Source organism: Phormidium tenue FACHB-1050 (genome assembly GCF_014696925.1).
In the GTDB taxonomy this organism is placed as follows: domain Bacteria; phylum Cyanobacteriota; class Cyanobacteriia; order Pseudanabaenales; family Pseudanabaenaceae; genus Pseudanabaena.
Genome location: NZ_JACJQY010000037.1, coordinates 1 through 15,474 on the forward strand (window position 1 = coordinate 1; position 15,474 = coordinate 15,474).

Annotated in this window: 16 protein-coding genes and 1 pseudogene; 12 read left to right on the forward strand and 5 right to left on the reverse strand. The window is 42.6% G+C overall.

The genetic code is table 11. The annotated features are described in order from the left end of the window. The first annotated feature begins 145 nt into the window (after positions 1 to 145). The 6 genes and pseudogenes from H6G05_RS18740 to H6G05_RS18765 all read left to right on the forward strand — a co-directional run bounded on the left by H6G05_RS18740 (position 146) and on the right by H6G05_RS18765 (position 3,904). Positions 146 to 466, forward strand: coding sequence for a type II toxin-antitoxin system HicB family antitoxin (locus tag H6G05_RS18740; RefSeq protein WP_199310643.1), 321 nt, complete (start codon positions 146 to 148; stop codon positions 464 to 466). Continuing rightward, entirely contained in the window at positions 447 to 2,786 is a 2,340-nt protein-coding gene (locus H6G05_RS18745) for an NB-ARC domain-containing protein (protein WP_190580281.1), read from the forward strand. The genes H6G05_RS18740 and H6G05_RS18745 overlap by 20 nt, the downstream gene beginning before the upstream one ends. 56 nt (positions 2,787 to 2,842) lie before the next feature. Continuing rightward, positions 2,843 to 3,133: pseudogene (locus H6G05_RS18750) on the forward strand (tetratricopeptide repeat protein); the annotation flags it as partial. A 10-nt stretch (positions 3,134 to 3,143) separates the two neighbouring features. Then, the gene (locus H6G05_RS18755) at positions 3,144 to 3,362 is read left to right on the forward strand and encodes a type II toxin-antitoxin system HicA family toxin (RefSeq protein ID WP_190580283.1); all 219 of its coding nucleotides are present in this window, start codon (positions 3,144 to 3,146) and stop codon (positions 3,360 to 3,362) included. Continuing rightward, entirely contained in the window at positions 3,359 to 3,586 is a 228-nt protein-coding gene (locus tag H6G05_RS18760) for a type II toxin-antitoxin system HicB family antitoxin (protein WP_190580285.1), read from the forward strand. Before H6G05_RS18755 ends, H6G05_RS18760 begins: the two co-directional genes overlap by 4 nt. A 108-nt stretch (positions 3,587 to 3,694) precedes the next feature. After that, positions 3,695 to 3,904: a type II toxin-antitoxin system Phd/YefM family antitoxin gene (locus tag H6G05_RS18765; protein WP_190580287.1), complete on the forward strand. Its 210-nt coding sequence runs from the start codon at positions 3,695 to 3,697 to the stop codon at positions 3,902 to 3,904. Positions 3,905 to 3,988: 84 nt separating this feature from the next. Here the strand turns inward: H6G05_RS18765 and H6G05_RS18770 are convergent, their stop codons facing one another. Together H6G05_RS18770 and H6G05_RS18775 are read right to left on the reverse strand one after the other, a co-directional pair. Continuing rightward, complete coding sequence (locus H6G05_RS18770; protein WP_190580289.1) at positions 3,989 to 4,399, reverse strand: hypothetical protein; 411 nt, start codon at positions 4,397 to 4,399, stop codon at positions 3,989 to 3,991. After that, a complete protein-coding gene (locus tag H6G05_RS18775) occupies positions 4,396 to 4,695 on the reverse strand; it encodes a DUF433 domain-containing protein (RefSeq protein WP_199310645.1) in 300 nt (99 codons plus the stop codon). Before H6G05_RS18775 ends, H6G05_RS18770 begins: the two co-directional genes overlap by 4 nt. 401 nt (positions 4,696 to 5,096) lie before the next feature. Here H6G05_RS18775 and obgE point away from each other — a divergent pair, with 401 nt between their 5' ends. Next, positions 5,097 to 6,092 carry a GTPase ObgE gene (obgE, locus tag H6G05_RS18780; protein WP_190580291.1) on the forward strand — a complete coding sequence of 332 codons (996 nt, stop codon included), beginning with the start codon at positions 5,097 to 5,099 and terminating at the stop codon, positions 6,090 to 6,092. Positions 6,093 to 6,119: 27 nt separating this feature from the next. Here the strand turns inward: obgE and H6G05_RS18785 are convergent, their stop codons facing one another. From H6G05_RS18785 to H6G05_RS18795, 3 genes are all read right to left on the reverse strand, one after another. Further along, on the reverse strand, positions 6,120 to 6,449 hold the full coding sequence (locus H6G05_RS18785) for a DUF4359 domain-containing protein (RefSeq protein ID WP_190580293.1): 330 nt from the start codon (positions 6,447 to 6,449) through the stop codon (positions 6,120 to 6,122). A gap of 217 nt (positions 6,450 to 6,666) precedes the next feature. Further along, positions 6,667 to 7,515 (reverse strand): 3'(2'),5'-bisphosphate nucleotidase CysQ family protein, encoded by an 849-nt coding sequence (locus H6G05_RS18790; RefSeq protein ID WP_190580295.1) that lies wholly within the window; start codon positions 7,513 to 7,515, stop codon positions 6,667 to 6,669. 190 nt (positions 7,516 to 7,705) lie between these two features. Continuing rightward, positions 7,706 to 7,873 (reverse strand): metallothionein, encoded by a 168-nt coding sequence (locus H6G05_RS18795; RefSeq protein ID WP_190580297.1) that lies wholly within the window; start codon positions 7,871 to 7,873, stop codon positions 7,706 to 7,708. A gap of 97 nt (positions 7,874 to 7,970) precedes the next feature. Between H6G05_RS18795 and H6G05_RS18800 the strand changes: the two genes are divergently transcribed. The 5 genes from H6G05_RS18800 (at position 7,971) to H6G05_RS18820 (ending at position 15,455) form a co-directional block, all read left to right on the forward strand. Next, positions 7,971 to 8,348: an ArsR/SmtB family transcription factor gene (locus H6G05_RS18800; RefSeq protein WP_190580299.1), complete on the forward strand. Its 378-nt coding sequence runs from the start codon at positions 7,971 to 7,973 to the stop codon at positions 8,346 to 8,348. A gap of 119 nt (positions 8,349 to 8,467) precedes the next feature. Further along, positions 8,468 to 10,567 carry a D-alanyl-lipoteichoic acid biosynthesis protein DltD gene (locus H6G05_RS18805; RefSeq protein WP_190580301.1) on the forward strand — a complete coding sequence of 700 codons (2,100 nt, stop codon included), beginning with the start codon at positions 8,468 to 8,470 and terminating at the stop codon, positions 10,565 to 10,567. A 374-nt stretch (positions 10,568 to 10,941) separates the two neighbouring features. Further along, positions 10,942 to 12,954 (forward strand): GspE/PulE family protein, encoded by a 2,013-nt coding sequence (locus H6G05_RS18810; protein ID WP_190580303.1) that lies wholly within the window; start codon positions 10,942 to 10,944, stop codon positions 12,952 to 12,954. Positions 12,955 to 13,047: 93 nt separating this feature from the next. Then, positions 13,048 to 14,202: a type IV pilus twitching motility protein PilT gene (locus H6G05_RS18815; RefSeq protein WP_190580346.1), complete on the forward strand. Its 1,155-nt coding sequence runs from the start codon at positions 13,048 to 13,050 to the stop codon at positions 14,200 to 14,202. A gap of 44 nt (positions 14,203 to 14,246) precedes the next feature. Then, complete coding sequence (locus H6G05_RS18820; protein WP_190580305.1) at positions 14,247 to 15,455, forward strand: type II secretion system F family protein; 1,209 nt, start codon at positions 14,247 to 14,249, stop codon at positions 15,453 to 15,455. Positions 15,456 to 15,474: the final 19 nt, after the last annotated feature.

A 15,474-nucleotide genomic window follows, 5' to 3' on the forward strand; every position in this document is an offset into this window, starting at 1 on the left:
TCTCTGTCTCAAGTTCTTCGCTGTAATAACCCAAAATTATTCCTTTTCTTTCTTTGTCTGAGATTATCCTAATTTGCACAAGTTATTTGTTTTTCATTCCTAAGCAGTTAGGTCAAAATAATACTCAGAATAACAATTTCACTCTATGACCACAAAAGTATGTGATTTGATTGACCAATATCTCATCGTCTTGGAAAAAAGTGACACTGGGTTTTCAGCATATTCGCCTGATGTGGCGGGTTGTATCGCTACGGGAGAGACTTTAGAAGATACGACAAAATTAATGCGATCGGCTTTGGTTTTGCATCTTGCGGATGTCGATGAGTTGCCAAAACCACGTGGGATTGATGCTTATGTAGATGCTTTGCGCGATTCTGAAGGTGAGGAGTTTTATTTAACTCATATTTCTGTGGCGAGTTTGATTGCTAATTCGCAAGAGGTGAGTTGTGAGCAATCCCGAAATTAACATCGGTCAAGACGGGTCGAGTAATACGCAGAATAATACGTTCAATTTTGCAGCGTCAAAAGTAAATCCGCCGATTCCTGATAATGTGCCGATCGCTTCGCCGAACTTTGTGGGACGGGTGAAAGAACTTGAGGAAATTCATGCCAAGTTGCAAGGGGGGCAAGGGGTGAGTGTCTGTGCGGTGGAGGGGATGGGCGGACTGGGCAAAAGCGAACTGGCTTTGCAATATGCCAAACGCTATCGACAGGAATATGCGGCGCGGTATTGGTTTTTGTTGCGGGGTGTGGGTTTGGCGCAGTCGGTGGTGACTATGGCGAGTCGCTATCTGGATTTGCCTGAAGTGATGCAGTCCCAAACCGTTGAGGCGCAAGCGGAATGGTATTGGCAAAACTGGATACCGACTGAGGGGAAGGTGTTGGTAATTTTTGATGATGTCACCGATCTGGCGAGTATTCCTAAGCAAGCTAGACCGTTGGCAGAACGCTTTCAGGTTTTGGTGACGACCCGCAAGCGTAAGTTGAGTTCGCAGTTTGCGGATATTCCTTTGGATGTGATTTCTGAGGCTGAGGCTTTGGAATTGTTGAGGAAGTTGTTAGGCAAATCGCGGGTGGATCGTGAGGAGATTGCCGCTAAAGCAATTTGTGAATATTTGGGTTATCTTCCCTTGGGTGTGGAGTTGGCGGGACGATATTTGCAACTTGATGAGGATCTGTCGCTGAGGGATTATCAACAACGCTTGACTATTGCCGATGAGTCGTTAGATTTGCAAGAGACAGAAGAAATTAATGCGACGAGGGGAGTGATTGCGGCGTTTGAGTTGAGTTGGCAGGAGTTGAGCGCGAGTACGGTCAAGGTGGCGATGTTGTTGGGGTTGTTTGCTCCTGCGTATATGGTTTGGGGTTTGGTGGAAGAGGTAACAGCGCAATTGATCGATGAGGGGGATCTGCATGAGGGGAGAAAGCAGCTTAATAATTTGTATCTAATCAAGGCGATCGATCAGGAGCGAACTCGTTTTGCATTACATCCTTTGGTGCGCGAGTTTTTTCGTTATAAACTTGTGATTTCCGATTCGATAACAAAACAGAATATTTATTACTTAGTTCTTGGAATAATCAAATATGATGTTGTATTAGCAAAATCACTTGTTGTTTCCGAACTTGAGAAATTTAATCCCTTTTTTGATAACTCTATAAAATCAATAGACTATGCAAGATTAATTAGAGAATCTAGGAGGTCATGGTATGAGGGTTTTGGTGTTTTAGCGCAGATGATTGGAATTACAAGCCCTGACGGATCTTTGCCCAAGATAGGATCATACATATACAACTCAGATGAAGCTACAGAGTCCAAAAACATTTTATATGCAGACTATTATGGCGAGGAATACGACGAATACTTTGAACTTCCAGAAGAAATTTTCATTCTTCACAGCCAAAAGTTATTTAATATCCTATTTGAAGAAAAGGGATTCACTTCTTTTACTACATCTTCTGGGAATAAGAACTTTAATATTCCGCTAGTGTCAGAATATAAAAAGTTAAGCGAAAAACTGTCTAAGATCATTGGGAATGATTGCTCATTACCTACTAACAACTCTGCTTTAATAAAGGAATCTGGCTGGTATGCTGCATATTTTCTCTCTGGTAAATATCCACTTAATTATTTTCCTAGAGCAATACCAGTTATTGAGATCAAAAGATGCCTTAGCATAGATTCTCAATGGAGTAGTGCAGTTAGTAGCTACGAACGCACTTGTCTTCAAATTGTCTTTGAAAGCCTAACATTAAATGATGTAGATGAGTTTGTTTATCCTTGGAATAGTAGATATAGTCAAGATCCACAAGAGATATTGAATTTTGTAACTACTGTTTATCAAGAATCCTTATCTGCATATCAAGATATTGTAGAAAGATGGTTTGGCAATTTTACCAGATACCTTCAAACCCTAAATATGTTTCCTATCACGATAGAAGGTGTTGTTATAACTTCTCCAGATGGGAGGTATTCTCTTGATTGGTACTGGATACCCTTAAAAGAAGGAAATTCAAATCGTGTAATATTTAATCTAGCAAAAGCTCCAATGACTGAAAATGAGATTAGTATTTTATTGAACAATGCCAGAGAAAATAGAGATCAATTAGCCTCAAAAAGTCCAATTACTAAGGAGGATACTAATATTTTATTCTCTCATTATCATTATAAAAGCTCAAATCTTTTTACGCCAAAATTTCCTGTTACACATATTGTTTATGGCTGGTTATGGAATGACTTAGAAAAACTTAACTTGGTGTCTGGACGTTTTGATCCGCATATTTGGTAAACGTAGACTATATGGCAAGGCAGATATGAAGAAGCAGAAATGTACTATCTAGCAGCTTTGCAGTTGAGGCAAGAACTGTTGGCGATCGCCATCCCCATGTCGCGATCAGTCTCAACAACCTCGCATTGCTGTACTATTTGCAAGGCAGATATGAAGAAGCAGAACCTCTGTATCAAGATGCTTTAGCAATTTTGATGTCAACCGTTGGCGAAAATCATCCCTATATGCAGAGTGTAATGAGTGCGTTGATCATGCTGAAGTTGCAAGCGATTACAGGTTTAAATGCTGCTGCTTTAGAACAAATGATTAAAAATAATCCTGATAAAATAATGCAAATGCTTCAATAAATGATGTCTGATGGCTAAAAAAATTAGAGAACTAAAAGCAATGCTTTTAAAAGCTGGCTTCACCTATCGTTCTGGTAAAGGTAGCCACACCGTCTGGAGTCATCCTAAACTAGAATATAGCCTTACCCTATCAGGCAAAGACGGCAACGATGCCGATCGCTACCAAGAAAAAGACGTAAGAAACGCACTGCGAGATATTGACCAACAAAATGAAGGAGGACAACCATGACTCATAACTACAGCATTTCTATCCAATGGTCAGAAGAAGACAGCAAATTTGTCGCTCACCTACCCGAATTTGGTCCTTATGCCCATACTCACGGCGACACCTATGCTAAAGCCCTAGAAAATGCTTTGGAAGTTTTGGAATTACTAATCGAAGACTACACGGCTCGTCACAAACCCTTGCCAACACCACGCATAATCAAAAAATCTGACTTCATTGCAGCTTGACAGGAAAAATCTCCGTAATTTTTAAAGTAGCTATGCGATCGCGAATGCATTTTGGTTTTGATTTGAGCACTTAGTTATTGTTGGCTCTAATTTAGGCAAATAAAATATATGTATCAAGTTACTGTTGATTATGCCAAAAAGAACCTTGATGAACTATGCGATCGGGCTACAAAAGAATCTGAAGGTGTAGGAATAGTTAGAGAAAATCGCAGCTATATTTTGATTGCCCAAGAAGAATGGGAATCACTTATGGAAACCGCGATGATTATGCAACCTCCTAATATTCTGCAACAAATCGAAATAGCAAGGCAAGAATAAGTGATTCGTGCAAAAATTCATTATGGAGAATACAAATAGGCTAGATCGCGAGTGGATTTTGGATTTGATTTAGGCGTGAAATTGTTACTGAATCTGTAAAGTAAATTCTTGTATCACTCTATCGCTAGCAGAATAATAGCTAACATGACTACCAGCAATCCTTATCATCTTTCCCATCCGCTTTGCTTTTATATTAAACTCAGGGTGACGCAAGAGATTTCTGAGTAGAAGAGAGATTTCTGAAGCTCGCGAATCTGGCAAATTAAAGCAGACTATACAAAAATATTCACTTATTGCTACCTTTCGCCAAAAATCCCGCTCATTGATAGTGATAAAGGTAGGCTGCGCCTCTTTTCGCAACAACATAGGGATCGCTTCATCTTTGATAATCGAATTAGGGCGTAAATCCGTAATAAAGCAAACATTACCCTGATACCATTTGCCGATCGCCTGTTCCAGATTCGCTCCTAAAAGCTGTTCATCAAGGACAATCATGCTGCGCTCAAAATAGGAAGACTCTCAATAAAATGAGTTGTCACAACTTGAATCGCCTCCGCGATCGCCTCACGGGAAACCCTTCCCCGAAAACCAAGCACAATATTTTCAACATTCTCACCCTTAGCTAATCGCTCCATCACACCCGCAATCTCAATCCGAGTGTACTTAAAAGTTGGGCGATCGCCACAAACTCCCATAGCCCGAACAACATACTGCCCTAGCGGATAATAGCTATAGGATTCGCCATTAATTATTTCAGTGACAAGCGATCGCATATAAACTTTTTCATCCAATATCAATATATTTTAAAACAGTCATCTCCCCAACCAATGATAAACTTCCTTCTTGTCAATATCAAAGTCGGATTTTACCAATTATATCACGGCAAAATCTCACCCAATTCAAGTAGATTTTACGCACATCAGTAATTTTTAAAGTAGCCAAGCGATCGCGGTTGTATTTTGGATTTGATTTAGGCGATCGCTGAATTGGTGTTCTATCGTGAAAAGTATCCGATTACAATTCACTTTCGTAAATCATGAGATAGAGTCCAATAGATTTGAAGAACTAGCGATCGCCACATCTAGTTTTATTACTACCGCAATCACTGCATAATAGAGATAAAACCAGTGAAGATAATCCTGCAAGTTAAGTGGATTGTCTTGGTTACACAGAGCAAGTAATTGAGTTAGCAATGCATTTTATTGATCGAGTTACGATACATGTCAAGTCTGGTAATGGTGGCGATGGGCTAGTTGCATTTCGCCGCGAGAAATATGTGCCTGCGGGTGGCCCTGCGGGTGGTAATGGTGGCAATGGTGGCTCGGTGATCTTACAAGCAACAACCGATCTGCAAACCCTTCTAGACTTTCGCTTCGAGAATATTTTTAAGGCTGAAGATGGTGAACGTGGTGGTCCTAGCAATATGACGGGTCGCAAGGGTAGCGATCGCGTGATCAAAGTCCCTGTCGGTACAGTGGTGATGAATGAAGAAACAGGTGAGGTTTTAGGCGATCTCACCGAGGTCGATCAAACTTTGTTTGTGGCAAAAGGCGGCAAAGGCGGATTGGGCAATAAATACTTTTTGAGCAATCAAAATCGCGCCCCTGACTATGCTTTACCTGGATTACCTGGGGAAGAACTTAATCTTTATTTAGAACTAAAATTAATTGCCGAAGTCGGGATCATTGGCTTACCAAATGCGGGTAAATCGACATTGATCTCTGTTGTATCGGCAGCTCGTCCCAAAATTGCTGATTATCCCTTCACCACGCTTGTCCCCAATTTGGGTGTCGTTTCTAAGCCGTCAGGTGATGGGATTGTATTTGCGGATATTCCAGGATTAATCGAAGGTGCATCTGAGGGTATTGGCTTGGGGCATGACTTTTTGCGCCATGTGGAACGCACAAAACTATTAATTCATTTGATTGATGTCACTCAAGATGATCCCCTAGCGGCTTATCACACCATTCAAGAAGAGCTAGATGCCTATGGTCATGGCTTAGCTGATAAACCACAAATTCTGGCTCTGAATAAAATTGATGCTATGTTGCCTGAAGATGTGGAGGCGATCGCCTCACAGTTCGATCTACCGATTCTCGCCATTTCGGCGGCTTCCAAAAAGGGGCTAGATCAACTTTTGAAATCAGTCTGGAAAACCTTAGAGAAATTCGATCAGCAAAATCCATAAAAAAAGCGGTGCATTGCACCGCTTTTTTTATTTGAACATGAAGAAATTGCCAAAGGCTCCAACTGTGGTTACTTTTTTGTTAGGCATATCAGTTTCGTAAAGACTGAGTACTACAAAATTTTGCTGCTTAGTCGAGTTCTCAACCAATGACTTGATTACCCCTTTACCTTGAGAGATCACAAATTTGCAGGACTGCTGAGCCGCGATCGGAATATTATCTCCAGCACAAATTGAGGTTTTACCTGTTTCCGAAAATTGCTCGGTTGCATAATCGATGTAACGCTCTTTACTAGGATTGCTAACAGCCATTACGCCAACGACTACAGCAGCACCAATCAAAATTACTTGTAATTTCATAATCAACTCAGACAATGGGCTTAAGCCCATTGTTCCTTAAATTTCTAAGTGTGTTAACTTTACTGAATAATTGCGACAAAAAGTAGCGTGTATAGCAAAGTAAGTTTTGCCAAGGACATAAAACCCAAGAATCGAGTGGCGGCGCTTCGCGCCGCCACTCGATTCTTGGGTTTTGGTTTGTACTAGCTAACTCTTTTTTTGCTATACAATGTTAATCCTACTTTTTGATCGGCGCGATCGCATCTTGGCTAATCTGACAAATTTCATGATGACAATGCCCGTTACTCGCCACGATCGTTCCCCACTGGCGCAATTCGAGATTGTTGTAAGACAGCAATGACAAATCAGAATGGGTAAGTTGTCCACCAGCCTCAGTCAGAATAATTTCAGGAGCGCAATAGTCCCAATCCTTAGGCGCAGACTTCCCTGAAACAGAGATATAGACATCCGCATTACCTGAGGCGATCGCCGCAAATTTACCGCCAATGCTACCAACCGCAATTTCGGCAGCCTTAGGTAATTGTTGGAGAATACTTTCTAGTTGATAATTGCGATGGCTACGACTTGCCACTACCACCATTTGATTGAGATCGACTTTATTAGAAACTTGGATACGTTGCTGTAAACCATCTCTAGTCTCGATATATGCCCCATTGCCTAACATGCCTTGAAAAAGACGATCCTGAGCAGGAGTAGCCACGAGTCCTAGGACAGGACGTTGGCGATAGGTCAAGCCAATATGCACCGCAAACTCATTAGTCCGCCGAATAAAGTCACTCGTGCCATCCATCGGATCAATGATCCACACCCATTCATGCTCAAGGCGATCAATATTATCTTCAGTTTCTTCGCTGAGATAGGCAAAGTTGTCAGTACCAAATGATTGCTTTAACTGACTCAAGATGAAATCATTAGCCGCCAAATCTGCGGAAGTCACATTGCCCTCTTCGCCCCCCTTAAACATAATTTCTAAGTCTTGAGGCTCCTGATAGTACTTCATCAGAATATCCCCTGCCCCCCAAGCGATCGGGCGAGCCAGCGACATAATTTCGTTTAAATTCAGCATCTTGAATTTTGGTGAAGCGAATGATTGCTTCTATTCTGTAACCAAAAGCCAAAAAGAAGCAAGTAGGTAAAGCCCACTTGCTCCTTTTTATATACTCTTTGTCTAAGCAAGAATTAGTGGTGCGGCGCTTTGCGCCGCCATTATCTAGAAAACTGGGTGCTTTGCACCCAGTTTTCTATGTCGATAAAATCTAACCGCAGCCGCAACCAGATTTTTTACAACCTGCCGATCCTTCAGGATGTCCATCGGCACATGCTTTGCTGCAATAGGGTTTGCCATTTGCCATGATCGCTGTGTCTAGGGAGACCATGCAACTACATTTAGGGCAAGCGCATTTAGTTTCTGTGAGAGTTGTCATATGTTTAATCCTATTCGATTGAATTTATTATATATGAATATACGTTCATATATCAAGGCGAATTACAAAAGCGATCGCTTTTTTGTAAAATGTAACAATGCTAAATTCTTCTGCACTTTCTTTTGATCACTTGCCGACTTGCGATCTCCATGCGATCGCTCCTGAAGCATTACAGGATTTAGTTAATGCGATTTTGCCAGTTGAGAAAGCGCAAAGTATGGCGGAATTTTTTGGAATGTTGAGCGATCCTAATCGTTTGCGGATTCTCTCAGTTTTATCCAAGCAGGAATTATGTGTTCACGATCTCGCGGCAGTAGTGGGCATGAGTGAGTCGGCTGTATCTCATCAGTTGCGAGTTTTACGCACCATGCGTTTAGTTAGCTATCGCAAAAGTAAGCGCAAAGTCTATTACCAACTCCTCGACCACCATGTTTTAGATCTTTATCGCTCCGTTTCTGAACATTTAGATGAATAGGCAACATAATCCGCTTTGCGCCGTATATTGCCTTGTAAAACAACTTTTTGTCTGGTTGTGAATTCGCCGTGCTAACCTTGTAGCAAATTTTTTATCCTGCTGACCTCTTCAAATAGCCAATGGAAATAACATCATCCTTAGATGCAAATCCACTATTAACACCAAGCCAAGATTCGAGTACAGATGCAGGTACGGATGCGAATCAAACCTCTCGTTTGCCTAATCATCGCTTGAGTGCGCCTACTAGCAAGCCTACTTTGGTGCTGGAATCTTCACCAAGTATTTTGACTGAGGAATTAGCAGGAATCAAACTTTCCCATACCAAACAAAAAGGGGATTGCTTATATCTCTATAGTCAAGATCGAGAAGTCAACTGTGCAACCAAGATAATTGAAGCGATCGCCCCAAGCACACAGGATTTAGACAGTTCAGTTTTATATGCTGAAGGAATCCATCGCCTGAAATTGCATGGCAATGCATGGGCGTTAGGACTAGATTTACCGATCGCCCCATCGGCACTCATTGCTGCTGAAATTATCGCCGCATTATTGACCAACTTCCGTCAAGATCAGCAACTAGCACCAAAACTTGCTCAAACTAAGCTGAAGTTGCTGCTCCAAAATAACTGTCTCAATTTACTGTGTGAGACGCGCACTGCGATTTTGCAAGCAGAGATCGCGCTGCCTATGTTAAATACTTTGCGAGCCGTGAGTGCATCAGAATATTTTCAATCAGTAACAGTGTCCAGCCGCGTTATCGGTGAGAAAAAACCGAGTTGGTCGTTTGAAATTGACTTGCTAGCGATCGGTTTGCAGAACTCTAATGATGACGAACTATCAGCGATAGAGAATGAACAAGAGCAAAGTATTGAGTTTATTAGTGAAGATGTAGAGGAAGCTAATGCTTGGCAGAAACTAAGCGGCTATGCAGGGACGAAAATACTTGCGGTCGGACAAGCCATTTTTGGATTGAAATGGCTAGGGCAAACTGAACCGAAAATGCTCTCTTTATCTGCTTGTATGGCAAGTTTGGCGATCGGTATTGGTACAACAATTGTGGCTGATCGGACGCTGAGTAATTATGCTCAGTCCGATCAGTCAGCCAAACTGATCATTGCTGATTCCAAAATTGATGAGTCAGTAAACCAACCCGAAACTTCTTCCGAAAAAGGGTTTACCAATAAACCTGCTCCTAATTTTAATATTGCTTTATTCAATGAGAAATTAGCCCTCCTTGATTGGCAGACTACTAATAAGCGATCGCCCGAAGTTTTAATTGTGGGTAGTTCGAGAGCTTTGCGGGGCATCGAACCAAAAACCTTAGAAAAAACGCTGAGCAACAAAGGCTACAAAAATGTCAGCGTCTTTAATCTCGGTATTGATGGCGCAACCGCTAAGGTGGTGAACTTGCAAATTACGCAAATACTCTCACAATCTCAAAGACCGCGTTTAATTATTTGGGCTGATGGATTGAGAGCTTTTAATAGTAGTCGCAATGATCTTACCTATGAGGAAATTACGGCTTCGGTTGGCTATAAGCAATTGCAGGAAACTCTCAAAGATAAAGAGCGGAATCTTGATCCTATAGCTAATCAAAGTGCGATCGCTGCTACCACAGCACCAAATCCGATCGCTACATCCTTTGATCTTCTTTTTACGACCTTTTCCAAACGGCAAGAAATTCGGACTTCGTTAGTCCAGAAATTTGATCGAAATACGCATATGCTCAGCAATAGCGAAGCCCTGATTGCGGCGACCATGCCCAGCACCGTTACAGCCCTTGACCCCAAAGGCTTTGTTGCATTTGATGTCACCTTCGATCCCAACACCTATTTTCAAAAATTCCCCCAAGTTCCTGGGGATTACGATCTGGACTATCGCAACTTTGAGACCAATGGCTCCCAATTCGAGGCTTTTGCCAATGTAGTTGATTTTTGTCGCCGCAATAATATTGAGCTTTTGGTCGTGAATATGCCCTTACATGCCACCTATCTCGATCAAATTCGTACTCAATATGAAGCTATTTTCAATGGTCGAATGCAAGAACTCGCCTTACGTGAAGGCTTTACCTATCTTGATCTTTCCCAAGCGATTATCAATCAATCCGACCTTTTTTCAGACCCCAGCCACTTAAACAAAAAAGGGGCGATCGCTATCTCTCAACTGCTTGCTCAAAATCCCAAAGTCCGATGGCAAGTCCTCACTAAGAACGGGAAATAGCGCAAAGCGCTATAAAACCAAAAAGATGAGTGGCGGCGCTTCACGCCGCCACTCATCTTTTTGACCCCAAGCAAAACTTATACCAATTCACGAAAGTGTGGCAACACTTTTGTGAATTGAAAACCAAACCCAGTAAGAGTTTTAAAAACACAAAATGGCTATGCCATTTTGTGTTTTGGTATTACATGGCTATGGGCGATCGCCCAAATTTTTAGCTTATTTTGTAAAACTATGAAACACTTGTGCTATTTTTGCCCAATATAGTTATGCAAACAGCTATGATCGCCTTATATTGCTTTGCGATCGCGCCGCATATTGGCGATCGTAAAGATCTAATCTCACTTGGGTAATGAACTCTTAGGAAATCTTGGGCTATGAATACATCAGATCAAGCGCCAACCACCGCCGCAAGCAGAAATAAAACTAAAGCTCTGGCAAAACGGGGAGGTCGAACTCCCTTCGAGAGCAAACTGATTCAGGCAGGACACGCCACCTCCGACCAGTTCGATCGCGCTGTCAAAGATAGCCAAGAACAAAATATTCCATTCCTCAGCGTCCTAGAGCAAATTCTGGGGCAGCAACTGGCTCCAGACATTACCCGCTATTACAAGCGCCAACAACTTTTTGAACTGCGGGTTCTTTACGGGATTGAACCAATCGATCCCGATGTCGAAATTGACAAGTTTGATATTCCTACCCTTAGCACCTTACTTGACTCCAACATTATCCCAATTTCCACTTGTCGGGACTGCGAAGTTTTACCGCTAGTTAAGACTGAAAATAGCATTACGATCGCTGTAGTCTCTCCCGATAGCTACAAAGTCCAAAATGAAATTGCTCGCCTACTTAAAAACATCACAATCGTTCGGCGTGTGATCTCCCGTGAAGATTTTCATCGCACCTTTGACAATATTGTCCAATTTCAAGTCAACAAAAGTGCCAAGGCTGAAGGCGCAATCAGCGATGAAGATCTCCAAGTTAAGGATGACGTTTTTGGCGAAGATATCTCTGACAGTGATCAAGGCGATGAACTCATGGTTGGCGGCGAAAACTCCGCCCCAATTATCAGCCTCGTCGATAAAATCCTTGTTAAAGCTCTCAAAGAAGGATGTTCCGACATTCACATTGAACCTCAAGAAAAAGATCTTTGCATTCGTCTGCGTAAGGATGGCGTACTGCGTGAATATTTCTTTCTCAGTGAGAATAAACGCTTACCCAAAAATATTGTCAATGCCGTAATTTCGCGCTTCAAGATTATCTCTAACTTGAACATTGCTGAAAAGCGCGTTCCTCAGGATGGCAAACTCAAACGCAACTTCCAAGGTCGGCGGGTAGACTTCCGTGTGAATACTTGCCCTACTCAAAATGGTGAAAAAGTATGTCTCCGAATTCTTGACAACTCTAATACCCAACTCGGACTCAACAAACTGATCAGCGATCCTGAAAGCTTGGAACTGATGCAAAGTTTCGCGAGACGACCCTATGGATTAATTCTCGTAACTGGTCCTACAGGTTCTGGCAAAACCACTACCCTATATTCGACCCTAGCCGAATGTAACGATCCTGGGGTCAATATCAGTACTGCTGAAGATCCTGTTGAATATAACTTGCCTGGTTTGACCCAATGTCAAGTTCTCCGCGAAAAAGGAATGACCTTTGCCAGCATTCTACGAGCATTTCTCCGTCAAGACCCTGATGTCATCCTAGTTGGTGAAACACGAGATGCGGAAACAGCGAAAACGGCGATCGAGGCTGCGCTAACGGGACACTTAGTTCTCACGACACTACACACCAACGATGCGCCTAGTAGTATTGCCCGTTTAGAGGAAATGGGCGTGGAACCATTTATGGCAAGTACAGCGATTATTGGTGTTCTTGCCCAACGCCTACTGCGTCGAGTTTGTGACAACTGCCGCATCCCCTATAACCCTAGTCAAGAAGAACTCGATCGCTTCGGTTTACCAAGCAGCGATCTTGAAAAAACCTTCTATCGAGCCAACATCGTCAACCGTGAAGCCATGCTACCTGGACAAAGAGTATGTCCAAAATGTAGTGGTTCTGGGTACAAAGGACGAGCAGGTGTCTATGAGATCATGAAAATGACTGAACGCTTGCAAAGTGCCATCAACAAAGGTGCGACTACCGAAGTCATCAAAGAAATTGCTGTACAAGAGGGCATGAAAACTCTGATGGCATACGCCTTTGACTTGGTAAGACAAGGAGCAACGACTCTAGACGAAGTGCTGCGAGTTGTATATACAGACAAAGGACGTGAAGCAGAAGAACGCGCCCGACGTGGTAAAGGGCTGGAATGTGACAACTGTGATGCTATGCTCACACCCGAAACAGTTGAATGCCCATACTGCACAACGCCACGAACTTTCTAAAATAAAAACTGCGCGAAGCGCAGTTTTTATTGGCTATATAGGGAATCATGCACTTAATTAAGATTAGATACAGGAGAATAGCCCGCTATGGTAATGGACTACATCATTGAAGACTTGATGGAAGAGGTGGTAGAACGCAAAGGTTCTGACCTCCACATTTCCGCAGGACTTCCGCCTTACATTCGCATTAATGGTCACCTCACCCGTACCGATCGCGATCCACTTACCCCAGAAGAAACTCAGCGTTTGATTTTTGCGATGCTGAATAACAATCAGCGTAAAGCTCTCGAACAAAACTGGGAGTTAGACTGCTCCTATGGGGTTAAGGGACTTGCCAGATTTCGGGTGAATGTTTACAAAGATCGGGGAACCTATGCTGCTTGTCTACGGGCGCTTTCTTCCAAAATTCCTGATATGGATGATCTCAACTTGCCGCCGATTGTGCGTGAACTGAGTGAAAAGCCGCGTGGACTAGTGCTAGTTACAGGACCTACGGGTTCGGGTAAAACCACGACCTTAGCTGCGATGATCCAAACGATCAACAAAACTCGTGCCGAACATATTCTCACGGTTGAAGATCCGATTGAATTTGTCTATGAATCCGTAAAAAGTGTGATCCACCAGCGTCAAGTTGGGGAAGATACTAAAACCTTTGCAAATGCGTTAAAAGCGGCTTTACGGGAAGATCCAGATGTAATTCTCGTAGGAGAAATGCGTGACTTAGAAACGATTCAGTTAGCTGTATCTGCTGCCGAAACAGGGCATCTTGTATTTGGCACATTGCATACTAGTTCTGCATCCCAAACCGTAGATCGCATGGTGGATGTATTTCCACCAGAGCAACAAGGACAAATTCGAGTACAGCTTTCTAACTCACTCGTAGCCGTGTTGAGTCAAACTCTTGTCTCACGTCATAATCCACAACCAGGGCAGTTTGGGCGAGTGATGGCTCAGGAAATTATGGTGGTAACGCCTGCGATTTCTAACCTTATCCGTGAAGGTAAAACTGCACAAATGTATGGCTTTATCCAAACAGGTGGTAAAGAATCAATGCAAACTCTTGAGTCGGTATTGGCAAAGTTATATATGGATGGCGACATTACGTTTGAAGCAGCAATGTCTAAGACTTCGCGTCCTGAAGAATTATTACGTGTAGTTGGACCAAACCCTGCTCCTGTAATGAAGCGAAAAGCTGCTGGAGATTTGCGATCGCCAGATATGATCAAATCGCGATCAATCAGTGGTTAACCCATAGTTTTCAATCCATGATTCCTATCAAATGAGGTGCAATAATGGCAAAGTTTAAGGGAACGCTCAAAGACTCCCAAGGCAGGTCGGTACAGCAGACAATGGTTGCTGTAACAGTCAAAGAAGCTCGTGAAACTTGGAAGCAAAAAGGCTTTGTTGTTCAAGATATCAAAGAAGTGAAAGGCGGCTTTGATTTTGCTGGCTTCACGATGAAAAAAGTGACCGTCAAGGACTTAGCTTTGTTCTCGCGACAATTAGCAACCTTGGTTAACGCTGGTGTATCAATGGTGCGTGGTTTAGGGGTAATGTGCGATCAATGTGCTAACCCTAGACTCAAAATTGCCCTCACCGAAGTTCTGGACGATGTGCAGCAAGGTACTAATTTCTCGGACGCACTGCGTAAGCACCCAAAGGTATTCGATAAGTTGTACTGTGCAATGGTGCAAGCGGGTGAAACTGGTGGTGTGTTAGATGATGTTTTAGCCCGTCTAGCCACATTACTCGAAGATTCGGCACGCTTAAATAACCAAATCAAATCAGCGATGACCTATCCAATTGTGGTTACATCGATCGCGGTTTTAATCTTCTTAGCGATGTGTATTTTCATCATTCCCGTATTTGATGGCGTATTCAAGAGCTTAGGTGGTGAATTACCCGCATTTACACAAATATTGGTAAATATCAGTAACTTTTTAAAGAGTCCATCGGTAGCGATTATTCCCATTACTATTTTTGCTCTTGGTTTTGTTTACAACCGTGTTTATGCAACTCCTGCTGGCAAACTCTACCTTGATGGCGTTTTCTTGAAGTTGCCTTTGTTTGGCGATCTTGTCGTGAAAACTGCCGTTGCTCGATTTGCTCGGACTTTTGGTTCACTCTCCCGTGCAGGTGTACCAATTTTGGCTTCACTGGAAATTACGGCGGAAACCGCAGGTAATTTGGTGATTTCTAATGCGATCGACTCAGCGCGAAATGCTGTGAGAGAAGGTGGTCAAATTGCACCTGCAATGGAAAAGACAGAAGTATTTCCTGTAATGGCTTTGCAAATGGTCAGTATCGGTGAAGAAACTGGTGAAATTGACAAGATGCTTATGAAGGTCGCTGACTTTTATGAGAATGAAGTTGAAGAAGCGGTAAAGGCTCTCACAAGTTTGATGGAACCTCTGATGATCGTTGTCTTAGGTGGCATGGTCGGTTCGATTATTGTCGGGATGTACTTACCGATTTTCTCGATTATGGACAAAATCAAATAATAAAAAAAGCCCTGCATTG

What these genes read in the sequence shown, in the direction of transcription:
- H6G05_RS18760 (WP_190580285.1), top strand. Translation starts at nt 3,359, where the DNA reads ATGACTCATAACTACAGCATTTCTATCCAATGGTCAGAAGAAGACAGC.
- H6G05_RS18800 (WP_190580299.1), top strand. Translation starts at nt 7,971, where the DNA reads ATGCTAAATTCTTCTGCACTTTCTTTTGATCACTTGCCGACTTGCGAT.
- H6G05_RS18810 (WP_190580303.1), top strand. Translation starts at nt 10,942, where the DNA reads ATGAATACATCAGATCAAGCGCCAACCACCGCCGCAAGCAGAAATAAA.
- H6G05_RS18740 (WP_199310643.1), top strand. Translation starts at nt 146, where the DNA reads ATGACCACAAAAGTATGTGATTTGATTGACCAATATCTCATCGTCTTG.
- H6G05_RS18815 (WP_190580346.1), top strand. Translation starts at nt 13,048, where the DNA reads ATGGACTACATCATTGAAGACTTGATGGAAGAGGTGGTAGAACGCAAA.
- H6G05_RS18795 (WP_190580297.1), bottom strand. Translation starts at nt 7,873, where the DNA reads ATGACAACTCTCACAGAAACTAAATGCGCTTGCCCTAAATGTAGTTGC.
- H6G05_RS18785 (WP_190580293.1), bottom strand. Translation starts at nt 6,449, where the DNA reads ATGAAATTACAAGTAATTTTGATTGGTGCTGCTGTAGTCGTTGGCGTA.
- H6G05_RS18820 (WP_190580305.1), top strand. Translation starts at nt 14,247, where the DNA reads ATGGCAAAGTTTAAGGGAACGCTCAAAGACTCCCAAGGCAGGTCGGTA.
- H6G05_RS18790 (WP_190580295.1), bottom strand. Translation starts at nt 7,515, where the DNA reads ATGCTGAATTTAAACGAAATTATGTCGCTGGCTCGCCCGATCGCTTGG.
- H6G05_RS18770 (WP_190580289.1), bottom strand. Translation starts at nt 4,399, where the DNA reads ATGATTGTCCTTGATGAACAGCTTTTAGGAGCGAATCTGGAACAGGCG.
- H6G05_RS18755 (WP_190580283.1), top strand. Translation starts at nt 3,144, where the DNA reads ATGGCTAAAAAAATTAGAGAACTAAAAGCAATGCTTTTAAAAGCTGGC.
- H6G05_RS18805 (WP_190580301.1), top strand. Translation starts at nt 8,468, where the DNA reads ATGGAAATAACATCATCCTTAGATGCAAATCCACTATTAACACCAAGC.
- H6G05_RS18765 (WP_190580287.1), top strand. Translation starts at nt 3,695, where the DNA reads ATGTATCAAGTTACTGTTGATTATGCCAAAAAGAACCTTGATGAACTA.
- obgE (WP_190580291.1), top strand. Translation starts at nt 5,097, where the DNA reads ATGCATTTTATTGATCGAGTTACGATACATGTCAAGTCTGGTAATGGT.